General features: G+C 67.0%; 19 protein-coding genes. 7 read left to right on the plus strand and 12 right to left on the minus strand.

Going from position 1 to position 24,373, the window contains the following annotated elements; genetic code table 11:
• Window positions 1–233: 233 nt before the first annotated feature.
• Together MHN80_RS08070 and MHN80_RS08075 are read right to left on the minus strand one after the other, a co-directional pair.
• Complete coding sequence (locus MHN80_RS08070) at window positions 234–1,367, minus strand: thiolase family protein (RefSeq protein WP_004021906.1); 1,134 nt, start codon at window positions 1,365–1,367, stop codon at window positions 234–236.
• A 161-nt stretch (window positions 1,368–1,528) separates the two neighbouring features.
• Window positions 1,529–2,953, minus strand: coding sequence for an MFS transporter (locus MHN80_RS08075; protein WP_239400763.1), 1,425 nt, complete (start codon window positions 2,951–2,953; stop codon window positions 1,529–1,531).
• A gap of 378 nt (window positions 2,954–3,331) precedes the next feature.
• Between MHN80_RS08075 and MHN80_RS08080 the strand changes: the two genes are divergently transcribed.
• Together MHN80_RS08080 and MHN80_RS08085 are read left to right on the plus strand one after the other, a co-directional pair.
• Entirely contained in the window at window positions 3,332–4,528 is a 1,197-nt protein-coding gene (locus MHN80_RS08080; RefSeq protein WP_239400765.1) for an acyl-CoA dehydrogenase family protein, read from the plus strand.
• Between the two features lie 58 nt (window positions 4,529–4,586).
• A complete protein-coding gene (locus MHN80_RS08085; RefSeq protein WP_239400766.1) occupies window positions 4,587–5,744 on the plus strand; it encodes an acyl-CoA dehydrogenase family protein in 1,158 nt (385 codons plus the stop codon).
• Here the strand turns inward: MHN80_RS08085 and MHN80_RS08090 are convergent.
• Window positions 5,719–6,417: a type IV toxin-antitoxin system AbiEi family antitoxin domain-containing protein gene (locus tag MHN80_RS08090; RefSeq protein WP_239400767.1), complete on the minus strand. Its 699-nt coding sequence runs from the start codon at window positions 6,415–6,417 to the stop codon at window positions 5,719–5,721. The two genes, MHN80_RS08085 and MHN80_RS08090, sit on opposite strands and share 26 nt — an antisense overlap.
• A gap of 227 nt (window positions 6,418–6,644) precedes the next feature.
• Between MHN80_RS08090 and MHN80_RS08095 the strand changes: the two genes are divergently transcribed.
• Both MHN80_RS08095 and MHN80_RS08100 read left to right on the plus strand, forming a co-directional pair.
• Window positions 6,645–7,457 carry an SGNH/GDSL hydrolase family protein gene (locus tag MHN80_RS08095; RefSeq protein ID WP_275447525.1) on the plus strand — a complete coding sequence of 271 codons (813 nt, stop codon included), beginning with the start codon at window positions 6,645–6,647 and terminating at the stop codon, window positions 7,455–7,457.
• Window positions 7,458–7,489: 32 nt separating this feature from the next.
• Window positions 7,490–9,298 carry an ABC-F family ATP-binding cassette domain-containing protein gene (locus MHN80_RS08100; RefSeq protein ID WP_239400771.1) on the plus strand — a complete coding sequence of 603 codons (1,809 nt, stop codon included), beginning with the start codon at window positions 7,490–7,492 and terminating at the stop codon, window positions 9,296–9,298.
• Between the two features lie 3 nt (window positions 9,299–9,301).
• On the opposite strand, the gene MHN80_RS08105 is transcribed toward MHN80_RS08100, so the two are convergent.
• From MHN80_RS08105 to MHN80_RS08135, 7 genes are all read right to left on the minus strand, one after another.
• On the minus strand, window positions 9,302–10,411 hold the full coding sequence (locus MHN80_RS08105; protein WP_374206316.1) for a lipase family protein: 1,110 nt from the start codon (window positions 10,409–10,411) through the stop codon (window positions 9,302–9,304).
• Window positions 10,412–10,505: 94 nt separating this feature from the next.
• Window positions 10,506–11,558 carry an AraC family transcriptional regulator gene (locus MHN80_RS08110; protein WP_239400775.1) on the minus strand — a complete coding sequence of 351 codons (1,053 nt, stop codon included), beginning with the start codon at window positions 11,556–11,558 and terminating at the stop codon, window positions 10,506–10,508.
• A 40-nt stretch (window positions 11,559–11,598) separates the two neighbouring features.
• Window positions 11,599–12,627 carry an AraC family transcriptional regulator gene (locus tag MHN80_RS08115; RefSeq protein ID WP_239400777.1) on the minus strand — a complete coding sequence of 343 codons (1,029 nt, stop codon included), beginning with the start codon at window positions 12,625–12,627 and terminating at the stop codon, window positions 11,599–11,601.
• On the minus strand, window positions 12,624–13,289 hold the full coding sequence (locus MHN80_RS08120; RefSeq protein ID WP_239400779.1) for a hypothetical protein: 666 nt from the start codon (window positions 13,287–13,289) through the stop codon (window positions 12,624–12,626). The genes MHN80_RS08115 and MHN80_RS08120 overlap by 4 nt, the downstream gene beginning before the upstream one ends.
• 75 nt (window positions 13,290–13,364) lie before the next feature.
• A complete protein-coding gene (locus MHN80_RS08125) occupies window positions 13,365–14,777 on the minus strand; it encodes a glutamate decarboxylase (protein WP_239400780.1) in 1,413 nt (470 codons plus the stop codon).
• Window positions 14,778–14,861: 84 nt separating this feature from the next.
• Window positions 14,862–16,826 carry a YhgE/Pip domain-containing protein gene (locus tag MHN80_RS08130; RefSeq protein WP_239400781.1) on the minus strand — a complete coding sequence of 655 codons (1,965 nt, stop codon included), beginning with the start codon at window positions 16,824–16,826 and terminating at the stop codon, window positions 14,862–14,864.
• 2 nt (window positions 16,827–16,828) lie between these two features.
• Window positions 16,829–17,596, minus strand: a complete 768-nt coding sequence (locus tag MHN80_RS08135) for an ATP-binding cassette domain-containing protein (RefSeq protein ID WP_239400783.1) — start codon at window positions 17,594–17,596, stop codon at window positions 16,829–16,831.
• 745 nt (window positions 17,597–18,341) lie between these two features.
• Between MHN80_RS08135 and MHN80_RS08140 the strand changes: the two genes are divergently transcribed.
• Window positions 18,342–19,373, plus strand: a complete 1,032-nt coding sequence (locus tag MHN80_RS08140) for a linear amide C-N hydrolase (RefSeq protein WP_239400785.1) — start codon at window positions 18,342–18,344, stop codon at window positions 19,371–19,373.
• Window positions 19,370–21,304 carry an FUSC family protein gene (locus tag MHN80_RS08145; protein WP_239400787.1) on the plus strand — a complete coding sequence of 645 codons (1,935 nt, stop codon included), beginning with the start codon at window positions 19,370–19,372 and terminating at the stop codon, window positions 21,302–21,304. Before MHN80_RS08140 ends, MHN80_RS08145 begins: the two co-directional genes overlap by 4 nt.
• 77 nt (window positions 21,305–21,381) lie before the next feature.
• On the opposite strand, the gene MHN80_RS08150 is transcribed toward MHN80_RS08145, so the two are convergent.
• Both MHN80_RS08150 and MHN80_RS08155 read right to left on the minus strand, forming a co-directional pair.
• Complete coding sequence (locus MHN80_RS08150; RefSeq protein WP_004019662.1) at window positions 21,382–22,344, minus strand: 4-(cytidine 5'-diphospho)-2-C-methyl-D-erythritol kinase; 963 nt, start codon at window positions 22,342–22,344, stop codon at window positions 21,382–21,384.
• A 75-nt stretch (window positions 22,345–22,419) separates the two neighbouring features.
• Window positions 22,420–23,088: an HAD family hydrolase gene (locus tag MHN80_RS08155; RefSeq protein WP_239400789.1), complete on the minus strand. Its 669-nt coding sequence runs from the start codon at window positions 23,086–23,088 to the stop codon at window positions 22,420–22,422.
• A 142-nt stretch (window positions 23,089–23,230) separates the two neighbouring features.
• Here MHN80_RS08155 and MHN80_RS08160 point away from each other — a divergent pair, with 142 nt between their 5' ends.
• Window positions 23,231–24,223 carry an LLM class F420-dependent oxidoreductase gene (locus MHN80_RS08160; RefSeq protein ID WP_239400791.1) on the plus strand — a complete coding sequence of 331 codons (993 nt, stop codon included), beginning with the start codon at window positions 23,231–23,233 and terminating at the stop codon, window positions 24,221–24,223.
• Window positions 24,224–24,373 lie beyond the last annotated feature (150 nt).

The raw sequence follows: 24,373 nt of genomic DNA on the forward strand, positions 1-24,373 counted from the left end.
TCTGCTCCCTGAGGTGCGAGCGAAGCGAGCCCAACCCTGCTCCCTGAGGAGCGAGCTTGCGAGCGTCACGAAGGGTCCTGGTGAGATGCGTGGCAGACCCTTCGTGACGCACCCTCCGCAAGCTCCGGGCGCTCCTCAGGGAGCAAATGGGGGCGCTTCTTTCGGATTAGGGGCGGAGGGGCATGCGCTCCTCGCACCTCAGGGAGCAGTAGGCTGTCGCCTGCGCTCTGCCGTCAGAGCAGTTCGAGGATGGTGGTGTTGGCCATGCCGCCGGCTTCGCACATCGACTGCAGCCCGTACCGGATGCCGTTGTCGCGCATGTGGTGGACGAGCCGCGTCATGAGGATCGCGCCGGATCCGCCGAGGGGATGGCCGACGGCGATCGCACCGCCGAGTGGGTTGAGACGCTCGATGTCGGCGCCGGTCTCGGCTTGCCAGGCCAGGGGCACCGGGGCGAATGCCTCGTTGATCTCGAAGGCCCCGATGTCGTCGATCGACAGCCCGGAGCGCTTGAGTGCCTTCGCCGTGGCCGGGATCGGTCCGGTCAGCATGATCACCGGGTCGTCGGCGGCGACGACCGCGGTGTGGATTCGGGCGATCGGCGTGAGACCGTGCGACTTCGCGGTCTCGGCGGACATGATCAGCAGGGCAGCCGATCCGTCGGAGATCTGCGAGGAGTTGCCGGCGTGGATGACACCGTCCTCGCTGAAGGCCGGCTTGAGCTTGGCGAGCGACTCGAGGGTGCCACCGCGCCGGATTCCCTCATCGCCCTCGAGCACTCCCGGGATCGGGGCCAGCTGGGCGTCGAAGGCGCCGCGGTCGGCTGCCTGTGCGGCGAGTTCGTGCGATCGCAAGGAGTATTCGTCGAGACGCGTGCGATCCAATCCCCATTTCGCGGCGACCATCTCCGCGCCGGTCCCCTGGCTGAACTTGTCGACGCCGTAGCGGTCGAGGACCGTGGGCGGCTGATGCTCGCCGTTCGGTGCAGCGCTGCCCATCGGCACCCGACTCATCGACTCGACACCGCCGGCGATCACGACGTCCTGCTGACCCGACGCAACCGCCGCGGCCGCCATGCTGACCGCCTGCTGGCTCGATCCGCAGGCACGGGTCACGGTGGTCCCGGGGACACTCTCGGGCCAGCCGGCGGCGAGTACGGCCGTCCGCGCGACATTGCCGGCCTGTTCGGCGGCCTGGCTGACACAACCCCACACCACATCGTCGACGACGGCCGGATCGAGGCCGGTCCGCTCGACGAGCGCCTCGAGTACGTGGGCCGACAAATCGGCGGGATGGATACCGGACAGGGCGCCGCGGCGGCGGCCGATGGGCGCGCGGACCGCGTCGACGATCACTGCATCACGCATGGGGACTCCTCGAGGTCAGGGCAAGGGATGTGGTTGTGTCCGACGTGCACGACGCCGGCGGACGCCGATCGCCCGTTGTGACGAGCCGACCACCGGGGCGCTTGGCAGACAAGTCGATTCACACTCACAGTCGATGAGGCCCTGCCTATGGGACGCGTAGGTCACGGTGTGGCGCCTTCGACGGCCGGCGCGTGCGGACGCAACCGGGCACGGTCCCGCTCGGGATCGGCGAACACCAGGGCGAGTAGCGCGCACACCGCGGCGACGATCCCGAGCACCTGGAACGCGGTGGCGTAGCCCTCGGCGGGTGTGGCGGCCGCGTCGACGATGACACCCGTGGCGTACGGCGCGACGAGACCGCCGATCGCCATGATCGCCAGGAAGACGCCCAGCGTGCCCGCGGTCTGCCGGGGCGGGCAGATCTCGGCGACGGCGGCGTTGAACAGCGGGAACACCGTGGCCGCGAAGCCATAGCCGATCGACAGGATCGCTACCGCGATGATCGGGGTGCCGACCGAGGGCAGCAGGAACAGCAGGACGCCCGAGACGAGGACCCCGACCGACGGCACGACGATGCGCAGCATCCGCGACGTCGCCCCCTTCGAGATCATCCGGTCACTCGTGATCGAACTCAGCACCATCAGGACCAGGCCGACGATCGAGGGGAACGCGAACATCGACCCGGACTGCAGCCGGCTGTAGCCCAGTCCTTCTTCGAAGTACGACGGCAGCCAGGTCAGCACGACGCTGACCAGCGCGTAGACACTCATGACCACGAGGGCTCCGGTGACGAAGGTGCGCGAGCGGAAGATCGAGATCCACGGCGTCGCCGGTTCGGCGTCGGCGCTCGCGGCGGGCGTCTTCTTGGACGCCTTGCCGCTCGCGATGTACGGGCCGTTGCGCCAGGTCGACAGCCAGACGACGCACCAGACGAGGCCGCCGGCGGCGAGGGAGATCAGCGCCCAACGCCATCCGAAGCTCACGGTGATCACGGCGAGCAGCGGAGCGATCGCGATCTTCGAGATCGACGCCGCCCCGGCGAGGAGTGCGCCGGGCAGCGCGCGTCGGGCCGGGGGGTGCCAGGAGTAGGCAGCGGTGTGCAGGAGCGCCGAACTCGGACCTTCGGCGAGACCGAGGAACAGCCGGCTGAGGATGAGGACCGCGAACGACGCCACCATGACCATCGGTAGCATCGCCGCGGCCCAGCACAGCGCCAGCAGGACCAGCGACCAGCGCAGGGTCATCCAGCGGTTGAGCAGCCCCGCGAAGAAGCCGCCGATCGTGAACGTCAGGAAGAACAGGCTGCCGACGAGACCGATCTGGGACGAGCTCAGGCCCAGCTCTTCGCGGAGCGGTTGCGCGATGATGCCCAGCACCGCCTTGTCGGCGTAGTTGATCACGTAGAGGCTCACCAGCAGAGCCGTGAGACCCCAGGCGCCGGCGCGGGATTCGCCGCGCGGGCCGAGGCCTCGCGGGGTCCGGGCCGCTTCGAAGTCGGTGGTCTGCGTGGCCTCTCCGGATGAGGCGCGCGCCGCGAACCCGGGCCTCTTCCCGGGTCCTGATCCGGAGGTGGTCGTGACCGGCATGGTGATACCTCTTCCGACGAGTGGTCTGGGTGACGATGTGATCGCCGAGTGGGGTGGATCACATCCGTCCTGATTCAAACCGCGCGTGAACACCACTGACAACGTTCGCTCGGCAAACGATCCGACTGCGCCTGCCTATGTGTCCAGGCCCGCCCCGGCGCGAGCTGGGGTCATTGGCAGGCCCTATCGGAGACTTAGCGTTGGTGCGTTCGGCACCCCTCGTTTCATTGGCACGCGCTATCGCTCCCTTAGTTCACGGCGACTACCTCGCCGAGGTCGAGGCGTGCATGCTGTGAGACGGACCGTGTGGAGTCGCACGCCACTTCGCCGCCGATGGTGCGTTCGCACCCCGACCGACTTCGGAGACAAGCCACCACCATGACCCGCCTCGCGCAGACCCTGGGCCTCACCGAGATCCAGACGGAGATCCTGGCCAACGTCCGCTCGTTCGTCGACAAACAGATCATCCCCGCCGCGCAGGAGCTCGAGCACGCCGACGAGTATCCACAAGCCATCGTCGACGGCATGGCCGAGATGGGCCTGTTCGGCCTGATGATCCCCGAGGAGTACGGCGGGCTGGGCGAGTCACTGCTCACCTACGCCCTGTGCGTCGAAGAACTCGCTCGCGGGTGGATGAGCGTGTCCGGGGTGATCAACACCCATTTCATCGTGGCGTACATGATCCGCCAGCACGGGACCGACGACCAGAAGCAACGGTTCCTGCCACGCATGGCGACCGGTGAGGTCCGCGGCGCGTTCTCGATGTCCGAACCAGAACTCGGGTCGGACGTGGCGGCGATCAAGACCATCGCGAAGCGGGACGGAGCCGACGCATACGTCATCAGCGGGCAGAAGATGTGGCTGACGAACGGCGGGTCGTCGACTCTCGTTGCCGCCCTGGTCCGTACCGACGAGGGCAGCGAACGGCCGCACAAGAACCTCACGGCGTTCCTGGTGGAGAAACCCGTCGGATTCGGCGAGGTGCTGCCCGGCCTGACGATCCCGCGCAAGCTGGACAAGATGGGCTACAAGGGCATCGACACCACCGAGCTGATCTTCGACGGTTATCGCGCGCCGGCCACGGACATCCTCGGCGGCGAACCCGGCCGCGGTTTCGCGCACATGATGGACGGCGTCGAGGTCGGGCGGGTCAACGTGTCGGCGCGCGCCTGCGGAATCGCCCAGCGCGCATTCGAACTCGGCGTGAAGTACGCACAGCAGCGATCCACGTTCGGCAAACCCATCGCCGAACATCAGGCCATCGCGTTCTCGCTGGCCGAGATGGCGACCAAGGTCGAGGCCGCGCACCTGATGATGGTCAACGCGGCGCGATTGAAAGACTCCGGCGAGCGCAACGACGTCGCCGCCGGGATGGCCAAGTACCTGTGCAGCGAGTACTGCGCCGAGGTCACGCAGGCCAGCTTCCGAATCCACGGTGGCTACGGCTATTCGAAGGAGTTCGAGATCGAGCGGCTGATGCGCGACGCGCCCTTCCTGCTGATCGGCGAGGGCACCAGCGAAATCCAGAAACAGATCATCTCCAAGGGACTGCTGCGCGAGTATCGGGAGCGATGACCGCCGCAGCGATGAACGTCGTCAGAACCACCCGCCCACAACAGTTTCGAGGGATCACATGCAGCGCCGCATCTTCACCGAGGACCACGAATCCTTCCGCAAGACGATCAGGGACTTCATCGCCAAAGAGGTTGCGCCCGTCTACCACGACTGGGAGAAGCAGGGGCATCCGCCGCGCGAGTTCTACAAGCGGCTGGGCGAACTCGGCGTCCTGGGTATCGAAGCGCCCGAGGAGTTCGGCGGCGGAGGTGTCTCGGACTTCACCTACTCGATGGTGATCGCCGAGGAGACCTCGGCCGCGGGTGTCACCTTCGGCAGCTACTCGGTGCACTCCAACCTGATCCTCCCCTACCTCGTCGAGTACGCCACCGCCGAGCAGAAGCAGCGCTGGCTGCCCGGCTTCTGTTCCGGCGAACTCATGTTCGCGATCGCGATGACCGAACCCGGAACCGGCTCGGACCTCGCCAACATCTCGACCACGGCCAAGCTGTCCGAGGACGGGTCGCACTACGTACTCGACGGCGCGAAGACGTTCATCACGGGTGGAGCGCTGGCCGATCGCATCCTGGTGGTCGCCCGAACCGCGGCGTTCGACGAGTCGAATCGTCGTGCGGGGCTGTCGATCCTGGTCGTCGACACCGCATCCGAGGGTTTCGCGGTGGGTCGCAAGATCGAGAAGATCGGACTCAAGGCCTCCGACACCGCCGAGCTCTCGTTCAGCTCGGTCCGGGTTCCCGTCGAGGATCGGCTCGGCGAGGAGGGCGCGGGCTTCTCCTACCTGGCGCACAACCTCGCGCAGGAACGGCTGACCATCGCCATCGGCGCGTCGGCCACCGCGGCCGCCGCCGTCCAGCACGCGATCGCCTACACCAAGGAGCGCGACGTCTTCGGCAAACCCGTTGCCGCGTTCCAGAACACCAAGTTCGTACTCGCCGAGTGCTCCGCCGAGGTGGAGGCCATCCGGCAATTCGTCGACCGGGCACTCGAACTCCACAACGAGGGCGAGCTCACCGTCCCGGACGCGGCCCGCGCGAAGCTGTTCGCCACCGAGACGGCGGGCAAGGTCATCGACAAGTGCCTGCAGTTGCACGGCGGGTACGGCTACGTCCTGGAGTACCCGATCGCCCGGCTGTACGCCGACACCCGTGTCACCCGCATCTACGGCGGCACCAGCGAGGTCATGAAGACGATCATCGCCAAGGATCTCGGCCTGTAGGTGTAGGACCCGTGTCCGCAGAGTGCGGGATTCGTGCCGGTTTCCAGTACGAATCCCGCACTCTGTGAGGACCATCAGGCGATCGCTCGGCGACCGAACGAGCACCAGAACCCAGGAGCGCGAGCATCTTCGCCATCTCGTGTGCACCTCGGCAGCGTCGTCGACGCTGATACGTCTGCACCAGAGCATCGACGGTGACCCTCTTGTCCTGCAAGGCGCGGTCGAGCACGTCGATCTTTCCTTCGATGGCACCCTCGAGGACGGACAGCGGCACGGCCGTCACCGTGAGGCCCTTCTCGACCACGACGTCGGACTCGTCGAGGTTTCTTCGCACGACGAGCGTCCCCTTCACCGGCGAACCGTGCCAACTCCGCGAAGCGGTGACGGTTGTCGTCGCCGGCCGTGTGGTCACGAGACCGTGCCACCATGCGGCCGCCAGTCCGCTGAGTACGGCGTCTGCGGAGACCTGCAGAGTGGCCAGGCGAGTTCGGGTCCTCGCGGTCACCGGATGATCGGCCAGCCGATAGACGCCGGAACTCGCACGAACCCACTCACCGGAGTTCACCCGCCGTCCGATCGCGCCGCGACTGAGACCGTGCTCGCCGGCTTCGGCCGCGGTGACAACGCCGTCGCGCGCCAGAGCGAATGCCCGCAAGGCAGGTGCAGTGGCCATGCACAGGTAGACGCACGCCGAACCGTGCAGGTTCCACGTCCGCGGCAGAGTGCGGTATTTGTGCCGACTTCCGAGACCGATCCCGCACTCTGCGGCCGGACCCGGGGTCGTTGCCTTAAGATTTCCTGAGCAATCGGCGGGTAGCGGAAGTGGTGTGCGTGGTGGGGTTTGTCCGGGGCGGATTCCAGGTGTTGGCGACGGTGTTGGTCACCGCGTTCGTGGTGTCGATGATGGCGGCGGTGGCCGCGCCCGCGCAGGCAGCCCCCGTGCGCTACACCGGCGGCACCTATGTGGCGCTCGGCGATTCGCGGGCGTCCGGGAGTTTCTACACCCCGACCCCGGCGTACTTCGCGGGATGCAAGCGGTCGGCGTTCAACTACCCGACCCTCGTCGCCGGGGCGACCCTGCCGCGGCGTTTCATCGACGCCTCGTGTGCGGGCGCGCAGGCGACACACCTGTACCGGTCCCCGCAGCACACCAGCGGCGGCACCAAACCGATCCAGCTGCACCTGGTCCCCCGTGATGCGCAACTGATCACCGTGAGCATCGGCGGCAACGACATGCGGTGGAACGCGATCCTGAACCAGTGCCGGACCCCCGCGTTCACCGACCGCCGCTGTCGCCACAACCGCGCCCTCGAGAACGAGGTCCGGTGGCGGATCGACCTGATGGAGAACCGGGTGACACCGGCGCTGCGTGCGATCCGGCAGAAGGCGCCGAAGGCCCAGATCATCGTCGTCGGGCTCGGTGGTTTCATCGGCTTCAGCGGATGCTGGCCGCTCGTACCGCTGAGCGACCCCGACGCCCGGTGGATGCGCGAGGTCTTCAACCGTGCCAACGGCGCGCTCTGGCGGGCGTCGACCAAGGTCGGCGGCACCTTCATCGACGCGAACCGGCGATCGGCGGGCCACGATGCGTGCAACCTGATCAACCCCTGGTACGAGAGCTCGCTGTCGAATCGCATCGCGCTGCCCTTCCACGTCAATCAGGCGGGCGCCGTCGCCTTCGCGGCCATGGTCAACGGGGCCATCCGCCGTTAGCCCGGCACCGGCCACCCACTAGCGTCTGACGGGTGGCTCATCTACTCGGCGCGGAAACCCTAGGCCTGGAATACCCGACCACCAAGGTCTTCGAGTCGGTGTCCCTCGGGGTCAACGAGGGCGACCGCATCGGCATCGTCGGCCGTAACGGCGACGGCAAGTCGAGCCTGATGGCGATGCTCGCCGGACGGATGCAGCCGGATTCCGGTCGCGTCACCGTGCGTGGCGGAGTGCGGATCGGTGTCCTGGACCAGGTCGACGTCTTCGACGAGGACGAGACCGTCGGGCATGCAGTCGTCGGCGACCGCCCCGAACACGAATGGGCGGGCGACGCCAAGGTCCGCGACGTCATCGGCGGACTGCTCGGGGACGTCGAATGGGCGGCGCCCACCAGTTCGCTGTCGGGCGGTCAGCGCCGTCGGGTGTCGCTGGCCCGGCTGCTCGCCGGCGAGCACGACGTCCTCGCGCTGGACGAGCCGACCAACCACCTCGACGTCGAGGCCATCACCTGGCTCGCCGAGCACCTCAAACGGCGCTGGCCGGCCAACGCCGGCGGGTTGATGGTCGTCACCCACGATCGGTGGTTCCTCGACGAGGTCTGCACCGTCACCTGGGAGGTGCACGACCGGATCGTCGAACCCTTCGAGGGTGGTTACGCGGCCTACATCCTGCAGCGCGTCGAACGCGACCGGCAGGCCGCGGCCGTCGAGGCGCGTCGGCAGAACCTCGCCCGCAAGGAACTCGCCTGGCTGCGTCGCGGCGCCCCCGCGCGGACCTCCAAGCCGAAGTTCCGCATCGACGCCGCGAACGCGCTGATCGCCGACGTCCCGCCGGTGCGTGACACGGTCGCCCTGCAGTCCCTGGCCACCGCGCGTCTGGGCAAAGACGTCGTCGACCTCCTCGACGTGTCGGTGTCCTATGGCGACCGCGACGTCCTCGACGGCGTCGAGTGGCGACTCGCCCCGGGTGAGCGAACCGGCATCCTCGGCGTCAACGGCGCCGGCAAGTCGACGCTCCTCGGCCTCATCGCCGGCACCGTGGAGCCGACCGGCGGACGGGTCAAGCGTGGCAAGACCGTCAAGGTCGCGACGCTGACCCAACGCCTCGACGATCTCGACCGGTACCTCGACGACCCGGTCCGGAAGGTGATCGCCGAACTACAGACCACCTACACCTTCGGCTCGGGATCGAAGGCGCAGGAGCTCTCGCCGTCGCAACTCCTCGAACGACTGGGCTTCGACAGCGCCCAGCTCTCCACCCCCGTCAAAGACCTGTCCGGCGGGCAGAAGCGTCGGCTGCAGCTGCTCCTCATCCTGCTCGCCGCCCCCAACGTGCTGATCCTCGACGAGCCGACCAACGACCTCGACACCGACATGCTCGCCGCGCTCGAGGATCTCCTCGACTCCTGGCCGGGCACGCTCATCGTCGTCTCGCACGACCGGTACTTCCTCGAACGCGTCACTGATCAGCAGTTCGCCGTCCTCGACGGCAAGCTGCGTCACCTCCCGAACGGGGTCGACGAGTTCCTGAAACTGCGTGCAGCACAGTCGAAGGGAAGCTCAGCAGTGGCCTCGGCGACCGCGTCGACCCCTACCGGCGGGAACTCGAGCCCGTCTCTCAGTGGCGCCGAGTTGCGTGCCGCCAACAAAGAGCTGGCCTCCTTGGAACGTCGGATCGACAAGCTGCACAGCAAGATCGACTCCGCCCGAGCCGCACTGGCCGACCACGATCAATCCGATTACCAGGGGCTCGCCGCGGAGACGGAGAGCATCCGCGCCATGGAGGCCGAGCTGGCCGAGGTCGAGGAGCGCTGGATGGAACTCGGCGAAGCCCTCGAGTGATCGCTACCGGCCGAACGACTCCCGGATCGCGGTCATCACATCGGGCAGCGACTCGTCGACGACGCTGCTGTGATCGGCGCGTGCGTAGGTCTTGAGGTCGACATCGGTACCGGCGTCGCGCATCGCCGACCGCAGGGAGCGACTCAGCAGATAGGGCAGCACCGGATCGAGAAGACCGTGCGCGAGAGTCACTTTCGTTGGATACCCGGAGGTGGGGACCTCGGCATACTCGCGCAAGGCGTTCCGGAACTCCGGCTCGGCGGTGAACGAGGACGCGACGAGCGAGCCCGGGGACACCGACCGCAGCGCGTCGACGAGATCGCCGTTGCACCGGGCTCGCGCGCGGTCGAGGAAACGCTTGCCGTCGGAGGTCAGGAAGTCGGCGACGCCGAGCTCCGGGTGGGCGTGGTCAAGTCCGGCGAGGGTGAACAGGAACGGCGCACTGAGGACGTTGAGCGCGCCGAGACCGGGGACGCGGGGGCCGAACAATCCGAACAGGTTCTCCAGCGACGAGACCGGGGCGATCGCGACGATGCCGGTCACCGGCAGCTCGGGTGCATGGTCCGCGGCGAGGCGGCCCGCCTGCAGCGCGGCGTGACCGCCTTGCGAATGGCCGGTCGACACCCATCGCGACCCGAGTGAGGGATCGACCGATCGCGCCGCGCGAATCATGTCGAGCACCGAGTACGCCGCTGCCCGGCCGCCGAGGTACTCCGTCTCCCCCGCCGATCCGAGCCCGGCGTAATCGGTTGCGGTCACGGCATAACCGGCTGCGAGTGCCGCCCGCACGGGCGCTTCGACGCCATCGCCGAGTCGATGCAGGGTCGGCGCGCACTCGTCGGCCAGGCCGACCGTCCCGTGCGCCCAGGAGACGATCGGCCAGCCATCTGCCGGCGGCGTCCCCTTCGGCACCCAGTACACGCCGCTCGACATCGCGGGACGGCCGTTCTGATCGCGCGTCGCGTAGGTGAGCCGGGTGCCCGATGCGGCCGCCGACGGGAGTTCGTCGGCAACGACGTCGGTGGTGGTGAACACGAAACCGTCGGCGGGTGCGGCGGCACCAGCGGGTGCCGCGACGACCAGCGCCCCCAACAGCAGCACAGTCGACAGCATCACGACCGAGATGGATTCGGCGACCGTCCGACGTATGCGAGGCATCGATCAACTGTACCGACGCACCGGAGGCGACACGGCGACCCGAGTCGGGTCAGGTCGCACCCTCACCCGATTCGGCGCGGGGTTGCGTGGTCGCCGGGACTTCCGACGCCAGGACTTCCGGCGCAGGGGGGCGAACCGAGGCACGGAACTCGACGGGCGTCATACCGATCTCCGCCCGCAGCCGGTTGCGCATGGTCGAGACCGATACGAATCCCGAACGCCGCGCCACCTCGTCGAGGGGCAGTTCCCGAGCACCGGCGAGCAACTCCATCGCCCGGGCAAGCCGTCGCTGTTTGAGCAGGACGGCGGGTGAGAACTCCGCGTCCGCGAAGTGCCGGTAGAGATGCCGTCGGCTCATGTGGAGCGCGGACGCGATGGAATCCGCGGAGAAGTGCGGGTCGCGATAGCTCCGCTCGATCAATTCCAGCGCGGTCTCCCGGACGACGATGCTGTCGTGCTGGGGATGACGCTCGTGATATCCGTGCAAACCGATGGTCTCCCGGACCATGCGAATCGCTGCGATCTCCATGTCCGGAGTCACCGTGCGCCCCAGCATCGCGGCATCACCGGCGAAGCGGCGCACGAACTGTGCGGTCGATCGCGACACGAGCGAGTCAGCTGCGGCCGGGAGGGCCGGCATCTGCTCGGCTCCGTTGCCGAGTCCGAGCAGTCGCTTGGGAATGATCAGCATCGCGGAATCGGCCACCGATTCGACGACGTTGACGAACGGGCTGTCGAGCGCAAGAACCACCAATTGGCCTTCGCCATAGGACATCCGTCTGCCGTACTGGGTGATCCGCAACTCGCTGTCGAGGACGTGAGCGGCCACGATGACGAGTTCCATCGGTTGCGCGCGAATCGTCGTCTCGGTCAGTTCGGTTCGTCGAGGCGTATGTAATTCGCAGTGCGCCATCATCATCGACAGTTTTCGATGGTAGATGATGGACTCGTAGGTCTCCGGCTGATCAGCACTGACCGCACTGAAACCGGTCGAGTAGGCGGCCAGGCCCGCTCGTCCCCGGAGTCGAACGGGTGCGGACAGATCACCCGGATCGCGCACACCCCATCGCTGATACCAGGCGTCGACCACAGCAGAATCCAAACCAGACCTGGAATAACCGGGCCCCATCACATGCCCGCCGTCACTCGTCCGCTGCCGTTTGCTCGAACCGGTTGCGACGGAACTGATCCGGCGTCACTCCGAATTCGGACCGGAATCTGTTCCGCAAGATGGCACCCGAGGTGAATCCCGAAGCCTGCGCCACCCGATCGATGGTGATGTCCCCGGGGCTCTCCAGCATCGTCCGCGCCCGCTCCAGACGGCGGCGTGCGATCAGCGCGGCCGGCGACTCGACGGCGCCCGCGAACATCCGGTAGAGATGTCGCCGGCTGACGTGGAGATTCCGGACGATCGAATCGACCGAGAAGCCCGGGTCACGATAGTTCTGTTCGATCAGCGACAGCGTGGCGTCCTGGATGATCTGGGCATTGTTGTCCGTCTGCGTGGGTCGCGTCGTCGAATTACGCAATGCACAACGAACGACGTCGATCGCGGCGAGTTCGGCCTCGACGTCGGTGTCAGCGCCACGCACCGCGACTTCATGAGCGAAGTTGCGTAGGAAGGCGGCGGCGGATCGGGCGAGTGGGCTTTCGGCGATGAGCGGACCGGAACCGAAGTCGTCGGCGAGCAGTGCGGTGGGAATCCACACGCCGGCCGGATCGCTGATGTCGAACGCCGTGTGCGTGAATTCCTGCGAGGTGTCGAGGACTCCCAGAAAGTCGCTTCCCTGATATGTCGTCGACGCCCGGCCATGGGTGACGACACCGGACGACGACATGGACTGGGTGCCGACGATCACGTGGGACTCGAGTCCGTCGACCACGGGTGGGCCGCTGCCCGACATCGTGCACGGCGAGCGCAGGGCGGCAAACGCGCAGATCAGCGTCAACGGCCGCCAGAACACGATCTCGGCGAAACTGTCGACCCCGTCCGGGCCGGACACGGTCAGCGCCGGCAGGTATTGCGCGGCCCCGTCCGCCCCGGCTCGGTACACGTGCCGGGTTGCGCTCTGACCGATCGGACTGAAGGCACCGATCCGCCCGTACCACTGCTCGACGATGTCGTCGGAGAACAAAGACGACGTGTCCGCCGACTGCCAGCCGGGTGTCACGCCGCGGGCCGTTTCCAGACCGGCGCGACGATGAGCGACGCGACCATGAAGCACAGCGCGCCGACGAACGTGCCGATGTTGGCAAGGGTGTTGTCCAGGCTGTTGCCGTCGGCCAGGACGTAGGCACCCACCGCGGACACCGCGAACGCAACGCAGCCGAACCAGTTGATCTGGGTCGACCACCACTCGACGCTCCGCGGATTCCACCATCGGTCGGTGCGGGTGTAGGCGATGATCGCGGCGACACCGCTGATGAGGAACGCCACCGAACCTGCCGCGTCGGGAGACCAGACGAAATGCTTGTCGGCCACGGCGGTGTGGGCGGTGAGCGCGGAGGCTGTACTCACGTTGAACATGATAGTGCCCGCCGATTGGGTCGATGCGGCAAGCCATTCCGCGCGCACCATCGTGCCCGAACCGTAGTCGACCGAGACGGTGGCGGGTCCGCTGCGGAGCAGTTGGACCAGTCCGGCTGCGGTGAAGAACCAGGCACCGACGAAGTAGCACAGGTTGGAGTTCGACGCCCCGGCCCAGGAACCGAACCCGGGGGCCGATCCGAGTGCGAACAGTGCAGAGCCGATGACGAAACCCCAGCACTGCTTGTTGAGGGTCGGTTCGAGTAGGAGGTGGCGCCAGTGCCGGGGCTCGACAGCGATGCTCATGTGTTGTGCGTCCTCAGGAGTCGGACACCACACGTACCGGTGCCGGGGCGTCGACGGCGCCCCGGCACCGGGACATCAGTGGTGGAAGTGCGAACCGGTGTCGGACACGCGCGGCATCGGAGCGTCGAGACTGTCGAGGAAGTCGACCTCGGCCACGATGTCGGTCAGCAGCGCGGTCGCCAGATCATGGCTCAATCCCGCTCGTACGACGATGCGTTGCAGGGTCATCGACGCGAGGTTGTCCGCCATCGGGTAGGCAGGTACGAGCCAGCCCTTCATCCGGAGTCGGTCGGACAGGTCGAACAGTGTCCAGTTGTCGGTGTGATCGGACTTGAGTCGCCACGCGAAGACCGGGATGGTATCGCCTCGACTCACCAGCTCGAACGGTCCGATCTCGGCGATCTTCCCGGACAGGTATTGCGCGACGTCCAGTGAGCTCTGCTGGATCTGGCGATACCCCTCCCGACCGAGGCGCAGGAAGTTGTAGTACTGCAACAGAACCTGCGCGCCCGGACGCGAGAAGTTGAGCGCGAGGGTGGGCATGTCACCGCCCAGGTAGCTGCAGTGGAACACCATGCTCTCCGGCAGGGCGTCGGTCTCGCGCCAGATGATCCAGCCGAGGCCCGGGTAGACGAGGCCGTACTTGTGCCCGGAGGTGTTGATCGACACCACCCGCGGTACCCGGAAGTCCCATTCCAGATCCGGCTGACAGAACGGGGCGATCATCGCGCCCGACGCGCCGTCGACGTGGATCTTCACGTCCAGCCCGGTCGACGCCTGGATCTCGTCGAGCTTCTCCGAGATCTGCTTCACGGGTTCGTACAGCCCGTTGTAGGTGACACCCATGATCGCAACGACACCGATCGTGTTCTCGTCGACGTACTTCTCGAGGTCGTGACCGTCGAAGACGACGTGGTCCTCGGTGACCGGAACCCACCGCGGCTCCACCTCGAAGTAGTTGAGGAACTTCTCCCAGCAGACCTGAACCGCGGTGGAGAGCACGAGGTTCGGCGATTCGGTCGACTTGCCCTCGGCCTTGCGACGCGCCTGCCAGTGCCGCTTGAGTGCCAAGCCCCCCAGCATCGCCGCCTCCGACGAGCCGATGGTCGATGTCCCGATCGCATTCTCCACGTCGGGCACGTGCCACAGGTCGGCGAGGATCTTCCAGCACCGGTCCTCGATCGCCGCGGTCTGCGGGTACTCGTCCTTGTCGATCATGTTCTTGTCATAGGTCTCGCTGTAGAGCTGCCGCGCCTCGTCGTCCATCCAGGTGGTCACGAACGTGGCGAGGTTGAGGCGTGCGTTGCCGTCGAGCATCGCCTCGTCGTGCACGATCTGATACGCCGTCTGGGGCAGGCTCATTCCGTCCGGGATCTGGAACTTCGGCAGCTCGGTCGCCTCGCCGGGCCGCACGAAGACCGGGTTGATGAACAGCGAATCGGTTGCGTTGGTGGTGGTTCGAGCATTCGAGTGTTCGGTGGTGCTCATGTCTTCCTCCTCGAGAGAAGCTGGGTGATGGCGGATTGTTCGGATGTCACGACTTCACGCGGCGTCGTACCGGAGCTCCTCTACCTAGACCTCGACCGGCGGATAGAGACGGTCCATGTTGTACTGGCGGTTTCGGCGTGCCGCCCAGGTGGACACGGCGAGGAACACCGCTGTGAGTCCGGCCACCACACCGACCGCGATCCACAGGCGATGATCGACGCCGCCGACCGTCAGTTGCCTCAGGCCGTTGACGGTGTACGTCATCGGATCCACCCAGTGGATGTATTGGAACGGTTTCGTGGTGGTCGGGACGGGGTAGATACCTCCCGCCGAGGTGAGCATGATCATCAGGAACGCCAAGGTCACCACTCGTCCTACCGCTGGACCGAACAGCGCGTTGAACATCTGGATCATCGCGAGGAACATGGCGACCATCAGCAACATGAAGCCGTACGTTGCAACGGGATACGCCGGTCGCAGACCGATCGCGAAGACCACCACGAGATAGAGGATGGTCGCCTGCAGCAGTCCGACCATGAAGGTCGGCGCGAACGACGCCAGGACCACGCGGAACGAATTGAGACCCTGCGCGATCGGCCGGGATTGCAACGGGTTGAACAGCATCCACGCGATGATGCTGCCGACGAAGAGCGCGAGCCCGAAGAAGAACGGGGTGAAACCGGTGCCGAAGGTCTTGGCCTCGTTGAGGGTGTTCTCCTTGAGCGCGACCGGGCGTGCCAGAGTGGCGGTCAGTTCGTCCTTCTGCTGTTGTGACCACGCGGGAATCGCCGCGACGCCCTCGTTGATCCCGTTCGCCAGTTGCTGGGTACCGGCCGCGAGTTGGACGGTACCCGCCGCGAGCTGGTCGGCCCCGTTGCTGAGCTCCACCAGACCGGTACTCAGTTGGTCGGCGCCGGAGCTCAGTTGCGAGGACGCCGAGCGCGCGGCGAGAACGTCATTGCGCAGGCCGTCGTCGGCGAACAGGCCCAGCGCGATCCGCGTCGGGCTCTGCGGGTTCGACAACTGGCCGGACAACAGTTGCGCGTCGGTTCGCAGCTGGGTGAGCTGGTTGTTCGCGTCGGGACTCAATCCGCCGGTGTCGAGCAGCGATTGGGCTGGTGCGATGGTGTCGGCGATGGCACGCACGTTGGGGTCAGGACTGGACCGCAGGCGATTCACAGCGTCGGACAGCAGTCGACTCGCCTGTGACTGCCGTGAGGACACTGCTCCGAGCTGCTCGGCGATGGACCCGCTCGTGGCGCCCAGCCGAGACGCGGTCGCCGCGAGTTCCTGCGGATTCGGTCCGGAACCGGGGCCCTGACCGAGTGCGGCGATCAGCGGGGTCGTCGCGCGCTGGACGACCGTGTCGAGCTCATCGAGGGCGCCGGCCAGCTGCTGACTGCCGTCCCGCGCCGTCACCAGGTTGGTGGCCAGTTCCCCGGCACCGGTGTTCGCGGTCTTCATCCCGGCGTTCAGCTCGTTCGCACCGGCCTGCGCCTGTCGCAGCTTCGGGATCATCTTGCTGACGTCGTTCAGGACGATGTCGAAGGTCTGCGCGCCGACCTGCGCACCGACCTGGTTGACAACTTGCTGGGCGGCGTCCTGTCCCATGACCGTCGACAGGTAGTTGTTCGCGTCGTTGTAAGTGAAGATCAGCTCGGCCGAGCGTGGCGTGCCGCTCGTCGGGGACGCCAGGGCCTCGCTGAAGTCCTGGGGCAGGGTGATCGAGAAGTAGTAGGTCCCGTTCGCGACGCCTTCCTCGGCCTCCTTGGCCGAGACGGGGTGGAGGTCGAGTTGCTTGGAAGCGATCAGACCTGCCGCGACCTGATCACCGGCTTTGAGAGGCTCACCCTGGACGACGGCACCGCTGTCTGCGTTCACAAGGGCCACGGGGATCTTGTCGACGGCGTTGAACGGATTCCAGAAAGCCCACAGGTAGAGTGCGCCGTACATCAGCGGCATGAGGATGATGACGATCAACGCGAGTCGGGGCATGCGGCCCCGGTAGTAACGCTTGAAGTCGCTGCCCGGCGAGAATGCGGCAAGCATGTTCAGTTCCGATCTTCTGAGACGATTCGCACGAACTCGTGGTCGGTGAGGTTGTCGACCAGGAGGACCTCACGTATGCCGACACCTGAGTGGACACCGTTGACGTCGGCAGTGATGACCGTCTGTTCACGCCCGAGGTCGACCAACCGCTCGAGTAGCCGGTGCGCGCTGCTGGTCCGCGTCATCCGGTCGACGCCGCCGGTGACGAGCAGTGGCGGTCGTCGCAGGTTCGCCATCGCGATTCGGAACAGTGCAGCCGTCAGTTCGGGAAGTTCCTCGACGAAGGCATCGAGGTGCGGAAGGGTCAGCGGCCCGAACACCGGTCGGCACAACCGCTCCAGATCGTCGGCCGTCGACTGCCCCACCCATCGGAACCACGGGGCCTGCCAGCGGATCTGCTCGGTCAGGACGTCACGGACCCTGATCGTCTGGTCGATGCCGTCGACCTCGTCGATGTCGGCGATCGCCGCGTTCTTGAAGAGCTTTCGGGCGTCGTTCGTCCGGCCGAAGGCGGTGAGTGAGCCGCTGGTGGGTGCCATCCGCCCGGCCAGTGTGAGCAGGAGTGCCGTTCGTCCACGACCGCCCGACCCCTGCAGGACCGTGACCCCGCCCGCGCGGATCGCCACGTCGGTGGGTCCGAAGATCGGCCCCCAGGAGGCACGTACCGCAATCTCCTCCGCGACGAGGAGGAACTCATCCACGTCGCGGTACCCGTCGGCAGCACCGCCAGGACCCGGACCTTCGGGCCCGGGTACTCCGGTCGTACTCATGGTGGACCTCTCATCTCCGAGTGGCGACCCGCGGTGATGACGCGGAGATCGCTTCTCGTTCCGCCCCGACGGCACATGACACAGAACCTTCGTCCCCGTTTCTCGGGACTTGAGACTCTGCTCGAACAACGCACTGATTGAGACATCGCGGTGCCCGACTCAGTAATCGTTACGGGCGGACATTAGCGCTGAAATGCGCCACGAGACAGCAATACTCCGCGATCTGAAATCGACTCGGGCGCCGGTTCGCGCGCGCCCATTCGCAAGCATCACCGACTTCCGGGAGCGTGCGCCGCAACGTGTCGGAGCAAACGCACAGCGATCGAGCACGCTGTTGTACAGCACTTTTCACGGTGGTCCCCCAGATCTCGAAGACTCAGAACCTTGGGGAACCGCGGCGGCGACCTGACGACCGATGCCGACACGGCGCACCGCCGACCGCGTCAAACACGGCACGAATCCGTGCCTGAAATGTCCCAAACGAACACCTCGACGAAAGCGCGCGCGCGTGCCCGGATTTTGAGACCACAAAACCTCGATTCTGTGCCAGATGGGTCTCGAAGCACCGGCCGACCGCATTCGCGTATTAGGGTTTTGGGCGACTGAAGTGGTCACCGATTCGTGAAAGGCGATCCGTCACAGGACAATCGCGTCAGAACCATGACGCTGTCCGTTGATAAGGTCGTGTCCACAGACGCTTCGGCTCACCAATTCGTTTGTCCTATACAGAAAGTGGTGATCGACGATGTGCACCCGGGTGATTTGGCCAGACGCGGCCGGCGCAGTGCTCGTGGGCCGCAACATGGATTTCCACAAGGACTTGATGACCAACCTGTGGACCCAGCCCCGTGGGATCAGTCGCGACGACGGCGTCGAGGGAGAGCTGACCTGGACCTCGAAGTACGGGAGCGTGATCGCTGCTGCGTTCGACATCATCTCGGTCGATGGCATCAACGAGGCGGGACTCGCCGGTCACGTCCTCTGGCTGGCAGAATCCACATACGGCGAGCACGACAAATCCAGGCCTGCGCTCAGCCAGGCGGTCTGGCTGCAGTACTTCCTCGACAACTTCGCAACCGTCGCCGATGCCGTGCAGTGGGTCGAGGACACCAATGTTCAGGTCATCCAGATGCCGGATCCGACCGGCGGGAACCCGCCGACCATTCATCTCGGGCTCGACGATGCAACCGGCGACTCGGCGATCATCGAGTACATCGACGGGAAGCCGCGTGTCTATCACGACAGCTCCTTCCGGGTGATGACGAATTCACCGACGTACGACAAGCAGATCGAACTGCTCAGCCGATGGGAGGGCCTCGGTGGCGACCAGCCACTCCCCGGTGACACCGAGGCAGAGCACCGATTCGCACGCGCGGCGTACTACTCCGGGCGACTACCCCAGCCGAAGAGCAAGGTCGAGGCGATCGCCGGGATGTTCAGCGTCATCCGCAATGCTGCGCAACCCTTCCGGTTGCCCGATCCCGGAAAACCCGATGCCTCGCAGACGATTTGGCAGACGGTGACCGACCTGACGAACAAGCGTTTCGTCTTCGAGTCGACCACACGGCCGAACATCGTCTGGGTCGACCTCGAGGATCTCGACTTCGCCGAGGGCTCTCCGCAACTCAAACTCGACCTGCAGGGCAAACTGTCGGTGCAAGGCGGGATCGCCGGCAACGTCAGCGGACAGTTCGCCGATCAGGGTCCGATGACGTTCCTCTCCTTCGCACTCCTCGCCCAACTCGCCACACTGCAGGATCCGTCGCACCAGTCGTGACCACCGACCTGCCCGGCTGGCAGCCGACGGTGTGGATGCGGGCCCTCCTCGCCACACCGTCGGCGACATGGCCGCTGGGCCGGTCGATCCGGGGCGCGGTGACCGTTGCTGCCCCGGTGACCCTCGGTGCGCTGACCGGTCACCCTTTGGTCGGGATGTGGATCAGCATGGGAACGCTGCTGCTCGCGGCCGGCGAGAAGTCGGTGGCGTACCGGGCCCGCTTCCGACAGTTCGCGACGACCACACCACTCGCGGCCGCCGCGTACTTTCTCGGAGTCCTGTCCACCGCACCGGCCCCGGTCACCGTTGCGGTGATGGCCGTGATCGCCGGCGTCTCCGGCATCGTCAGCGGGTACTCGGGAACAGTGTCGGTGGCGACGATGCAGGCGATGGTGGTCGCGGCGATCGCGATCGGGGTCCCAGCAGCTCGACCCTACTGGGAACCGGCGGTACTGTTCCTCGCCGGGGCGGTTCTCTATGCCGCGGGACTTGCGGTCGAGGTGGCCATCAGCCGGTCTCGGCCCCAGCGAGACTCATTGGTGACCCTGCTGCGGTCACTGTCCGTGCTCGCTCGCGCACAAGCTGCCGGCAACACCGATCTCGCCGTGGAGCGGGCGCAGGCCATCAGTGCGCTCGACGCCTTCGATCACATGGCCATCACCGGGCGCGGTACCGCAGGTGGACCGACCCCCGAGTACGACCGGGCAGCAGCCATCTCGCGGGCTGCCGATCAGCTGATGGCCCGCCTGCTCGCCGACGATGCAGATCGGGACCTATCCACACAGACGGCGCCGCGGCTGGCCGAATGCGCCGCTGCACTCACCCATCGGCGCCGACCCGGGGCTCGCCCACCGGACGGGACGTTGATCCGCCTCGGCATGCTGGAGGACGCGATCTTCGGCGACGCGCCCTCGCCGGTATCGACCGCACCGCCCGAACGCACCACGCCGTCCCCGCCCGGTCCGGCCTTGCTCGCGTCGGCCGGCCGACTGGCCTTGTGCACAGCCATCGCCTACGCCATGTACTTCGTCCTGCCCGTCGCACATGGGTACTGGATCGCGCTGACCGTCGCGCTGGTGATGAAGCCCGACCTCGGTTCGGTGTTCGGTCGTGCGGTCCTTCGTGGCATCGGCACCGTCGGCGGCGCCTGCGTCGCCGTCGCGGTCGGTGTTCTCCCTCATCAACCGATCATCTCCGGGCTTGTCATCGCGGTCCTTGCGGCAACCTTGCCCTGGGCCATGACGCGGTCATATCTGGGGCAAGCATTGGTGCTCACACCGCTGATCATGATTCTGCTCGATGTGGTCGTACCCCACGCATCGATCCTCCATCTCAGTGAAGCGCGGGTGGCCACGACAGTGATCGGCTGTGTCATCGTGATCGTCGTCGGCTACCTCGTCTGGCCGGGGGCTCGCCGCGTGCACATGGTCGAGTCATTCGGCGCCACGCTGACCGTTCTCGCACGGTACGCCCAAGACGTGGCGGGCAATGCGTCACCAGACGTCGTGACCGCCGATCGCCGGATCGTGTATCGACGGCTATCGGATGCGCGAACCTCGTTGCAGCGCACCCTCTCCGAGCCTCCCCCGGCGGGAGCTGAAGCCTGGGCCTGGATTCCGGTGGTCAGCGCGACGGAGCGCGTCGCCGACCGGGTCACAAGCGCATCCGCAGCGCGGACACCACCGGCGACGACCCCCGACGCCGACGAACTCTGGGTCCTCGCCGGCGAGCTCGCCGACCTCGACCATCAGGTCACCGCCGAGCACCGCGCACGCCGTACCCCGACACCACCCGCACGCGCAGCGCATTCCCCCGACCCCGCTGTGCGTGAACTCGCCGACGAACTCGCACATCTGCGGTCACTGATCGGTCGCGAATCCCGACCTGCGCCCCACGAACTGGACAGCACGACGCAGACCGACAGACGATAACCGTCCTCGTCGAACTCGACGGCTGGCTGTTGCCCGCGCCTCGTCGAAGGGTCACGTGCGGGCGCCGGCACGAACGGTCAGGTTCGGTCGGCCCCGAGCACTCGCGCCCCGGCTGCCGGACCGCTGGCGGTGCGGACCGAGCGCGCGACGCCGGCGCCGGACAGTTCCGCGGCAACGTTCACCGCGCTGGTCTCGTCGGCGCAGAGGAAGGCACACGTCGGACCCGAGCCCGAGACGATGCCGCCCAGCGCCCCGGCATCGACCCCGGCGCGCAGGGTCCGGCGGAGGGTCGGCTGCAGTGAGAGGGCGGCGGGTTGCAGGTCGTTGTGCAGGAGCGGCGCCACCGCGTGCGGGTCGCCCGACGCCAGCGCCTGCATCAGTTCGTCGGGACGACGCAGCAGATCGCGCCCGGCGTCGTCGGCGCACTCGCCAGATCGGCTGTCGCGCAACCGATCCAGCTCGCCATACACCGCCGGCGTGGACAGCCCCTCCCGCGCGAGGGCCAGGACCCAGTGGAATTCTCCGCGAGAGAGGACCTGCATCAGCCGCTCGCCGCGTCCGGTGCCGAGTGCGGTGTTGCCGTGCAGCGCGAACGGCACGTCACTGCCCAGACCCGCGGCGATCGCGGCGAGGTCGTCCCGGCCGATGTCGAGTTTCCACAGCGCGGCCAGTGCGACGAGCGCCCCCGCGGCGTCGGCGCTGCCGCCGGCCATGCCGCCGGCAACCGGGATCGTCTTGTCGATGTCGATGGCGACCTTGCCGGAACGGTCCGCCCAGTCGGCCAGTGCCAGGGCCGCCCGAACCGCGAGGTTGGACTCATCGGCCGGGACCGACGCGGCGCCCTCGCCGCGGACGGTGACGGTCATCTCGTTGGCACGGGCCACCCTGACGTCGTCGTGCAGGGACAGCGCCTGGAAGACGGTGACCAGGTCGTGGTAGCCGTCATCGCGGCGCGGACCCACCCCGAGGTGCAGATTGACCTTCGACGGAGCCCGCGCGGTGACGGAGTCCGACACCACCGACAGCGACGTTCGCGACACAATGATCCAGCCTAGCGCCCCGGGGTCGGCCCCGTGCCCACCGCCGCAACCGGTCGGGGGCCCAGCCGGGGTCGGTCAGGGGCGCCAGCCGCGGTCCACGAGTTCGCCGACATGCTCGACGACGAGCACCGCGCCCGCATCGCGCAACTCCCCCTCCGCGAACCCACCGGACCGCACCGCCACGCAGTCCGCAGGCAGTCGGTGCGCCGACGCCACGTCCCACACCGTGTCGCCTACGACGACGGCCTTGCCGCCGCCGGCCTCGTCGAGGGCGACCGACAGGATGTCGGGTGCCGGCTTGGACGAATCGGCGTCGTCTGACGTGGTCACGGCGGCGAAGTCGTTCCGGGACAATCCCATCGACTCGAGCGCCGCGTCGGTGAACTCCGACTTGCCCGACGACGCCAGAGCGACCCGATACCCGGCGTCGAGCAACCCGCGGACCAGGTCGGCAGCGCCCGGCAGCGGCCGCACGTCGGGCAGCAGGCCACGGTACGCGCTCTCCCACTCGTCCCGGAGGGTGTCCCCCAGCGATTCCTCCACGTCGTCGCCGAGGATCTCGCCGACCAGACGATCACCACCCATGCCGATCGCCCGGTGCACCTGCCACCACTGCGGGGTCAGGTCGTGGCCGGCGAAGGCCCGCATCCACGCCAACGCGTGGAGGTAGGTGGAGTCGACGAGCGTACCGTCGACATCGAGAAGCACGGTGTCGATCGACCCATCCGCTTTGTGGTCAGGCATCTGCACCTCGTTTCCGGGGTCGAGAACCGCGCCCCGTCGTCGAATGTCCGCCTGCCCGGGCACCACCGTCTCGAGCGCCCAGGTTTCGGACCTACGACTCAACGCCTACACCGACGCGACCGATCTCGCAGAGGAGAACCCCATGGCAACCCGATTCGGCTACACCTTGATGACCGAGCAGGCCGGCCCGAAAGAGCTGGTGCGGTACGCAGTCGGCGCCGAAGACGCCGGCTTCGACTTCGAGGTGTCGAGCGACCACTACTTCCCGTGGCTCTCGGCCCAGGGACACGCCCCGTACGCGTGGACGGTCCTCGGCGCCGTGGCCCACGCGACCGAGCGGGTCGACCTGATGACCTACGTGACATGCCCGACGATCCGCTATCACCCGGCGATCATCGCCCAGAAGGCCGCGACACTGCAGATCCTCGCCGACGGTCGCTTCACCCTCGGCCTGGGCTCCGGGGAGAACCTCAATGAACACGTCGTCGGCGAGGGCTGGCCGTCGGTCGCCGACCGTCAGGACATGCTCGCCGAGGCGATCGAGATCATCCGCAAGCTGCACACCGGCGAGCTCGTCGACTTCCGCGGCGAGTTCTTCCAGGTCGACGCGGCCCGGATCTGGGACCTCCCCGATCAGCCGGTCCCGATCGGTGTCGCGGTCGCGGGCAACGCGGGTATCGAGACGTTCGGTCCCCTCGCCGACCACCTGATCGCCGTCGAACCCGACGCCGAGTTCATCAACGCCTGGAACGCCCATTCGTCGACCCCGACCGTCGACGGGCAGGGCTCGCGCGCGATCGGACAGATCCCGATCAGCTGGGATCGCAATCGCGACAAGGCGATCGAGCGCGCTCACGATCAGTTCCGCTGGTTCGCCGGCGGCTGGGATGTCAACGCCGACCTGCGCACCACCGCGGGATTCGCCGCCGCGACCCAGTTCGTGACGCCGGACGACGTGGCGGGCAACATCCCGTGTGGCCCCGACCTCGATCAGATCGTCGAAGCGGTGAAACCCTTCTGGGAGGCCGGTTTCACCGACATCGCGCTCGTCCAGATCGGCGGCGACACCCAGGAGGAGTTCCTGCGCGACGCCGCTCCCGAGCTGCTGGAGAAGCTGCGCGCCGCGTCGAACTGAGTCCCGCGATTCCCTGCTCCCTGAGCCTGAATCCGTGGATGAGGTTTCAGGCGGGTGGGTTTGCGGTGCGTGAGCGTCTGATTGTGTTGTGGGCGCGGGGTATTCGCTGACCTGTGTCAGCCTTTTCACTGGGGTTCCTTGGTGGTGGGC

It is taken from the genome of Gordonia sp. McavH-238-E, assembly GCF_022348225.1.
Classification (GTDB): Bacteria; Actinomycetota; Actinomycetes; order Mycobacteriales; family Mycobacteriaceae; genus Gordonia; species Gordonia terrae.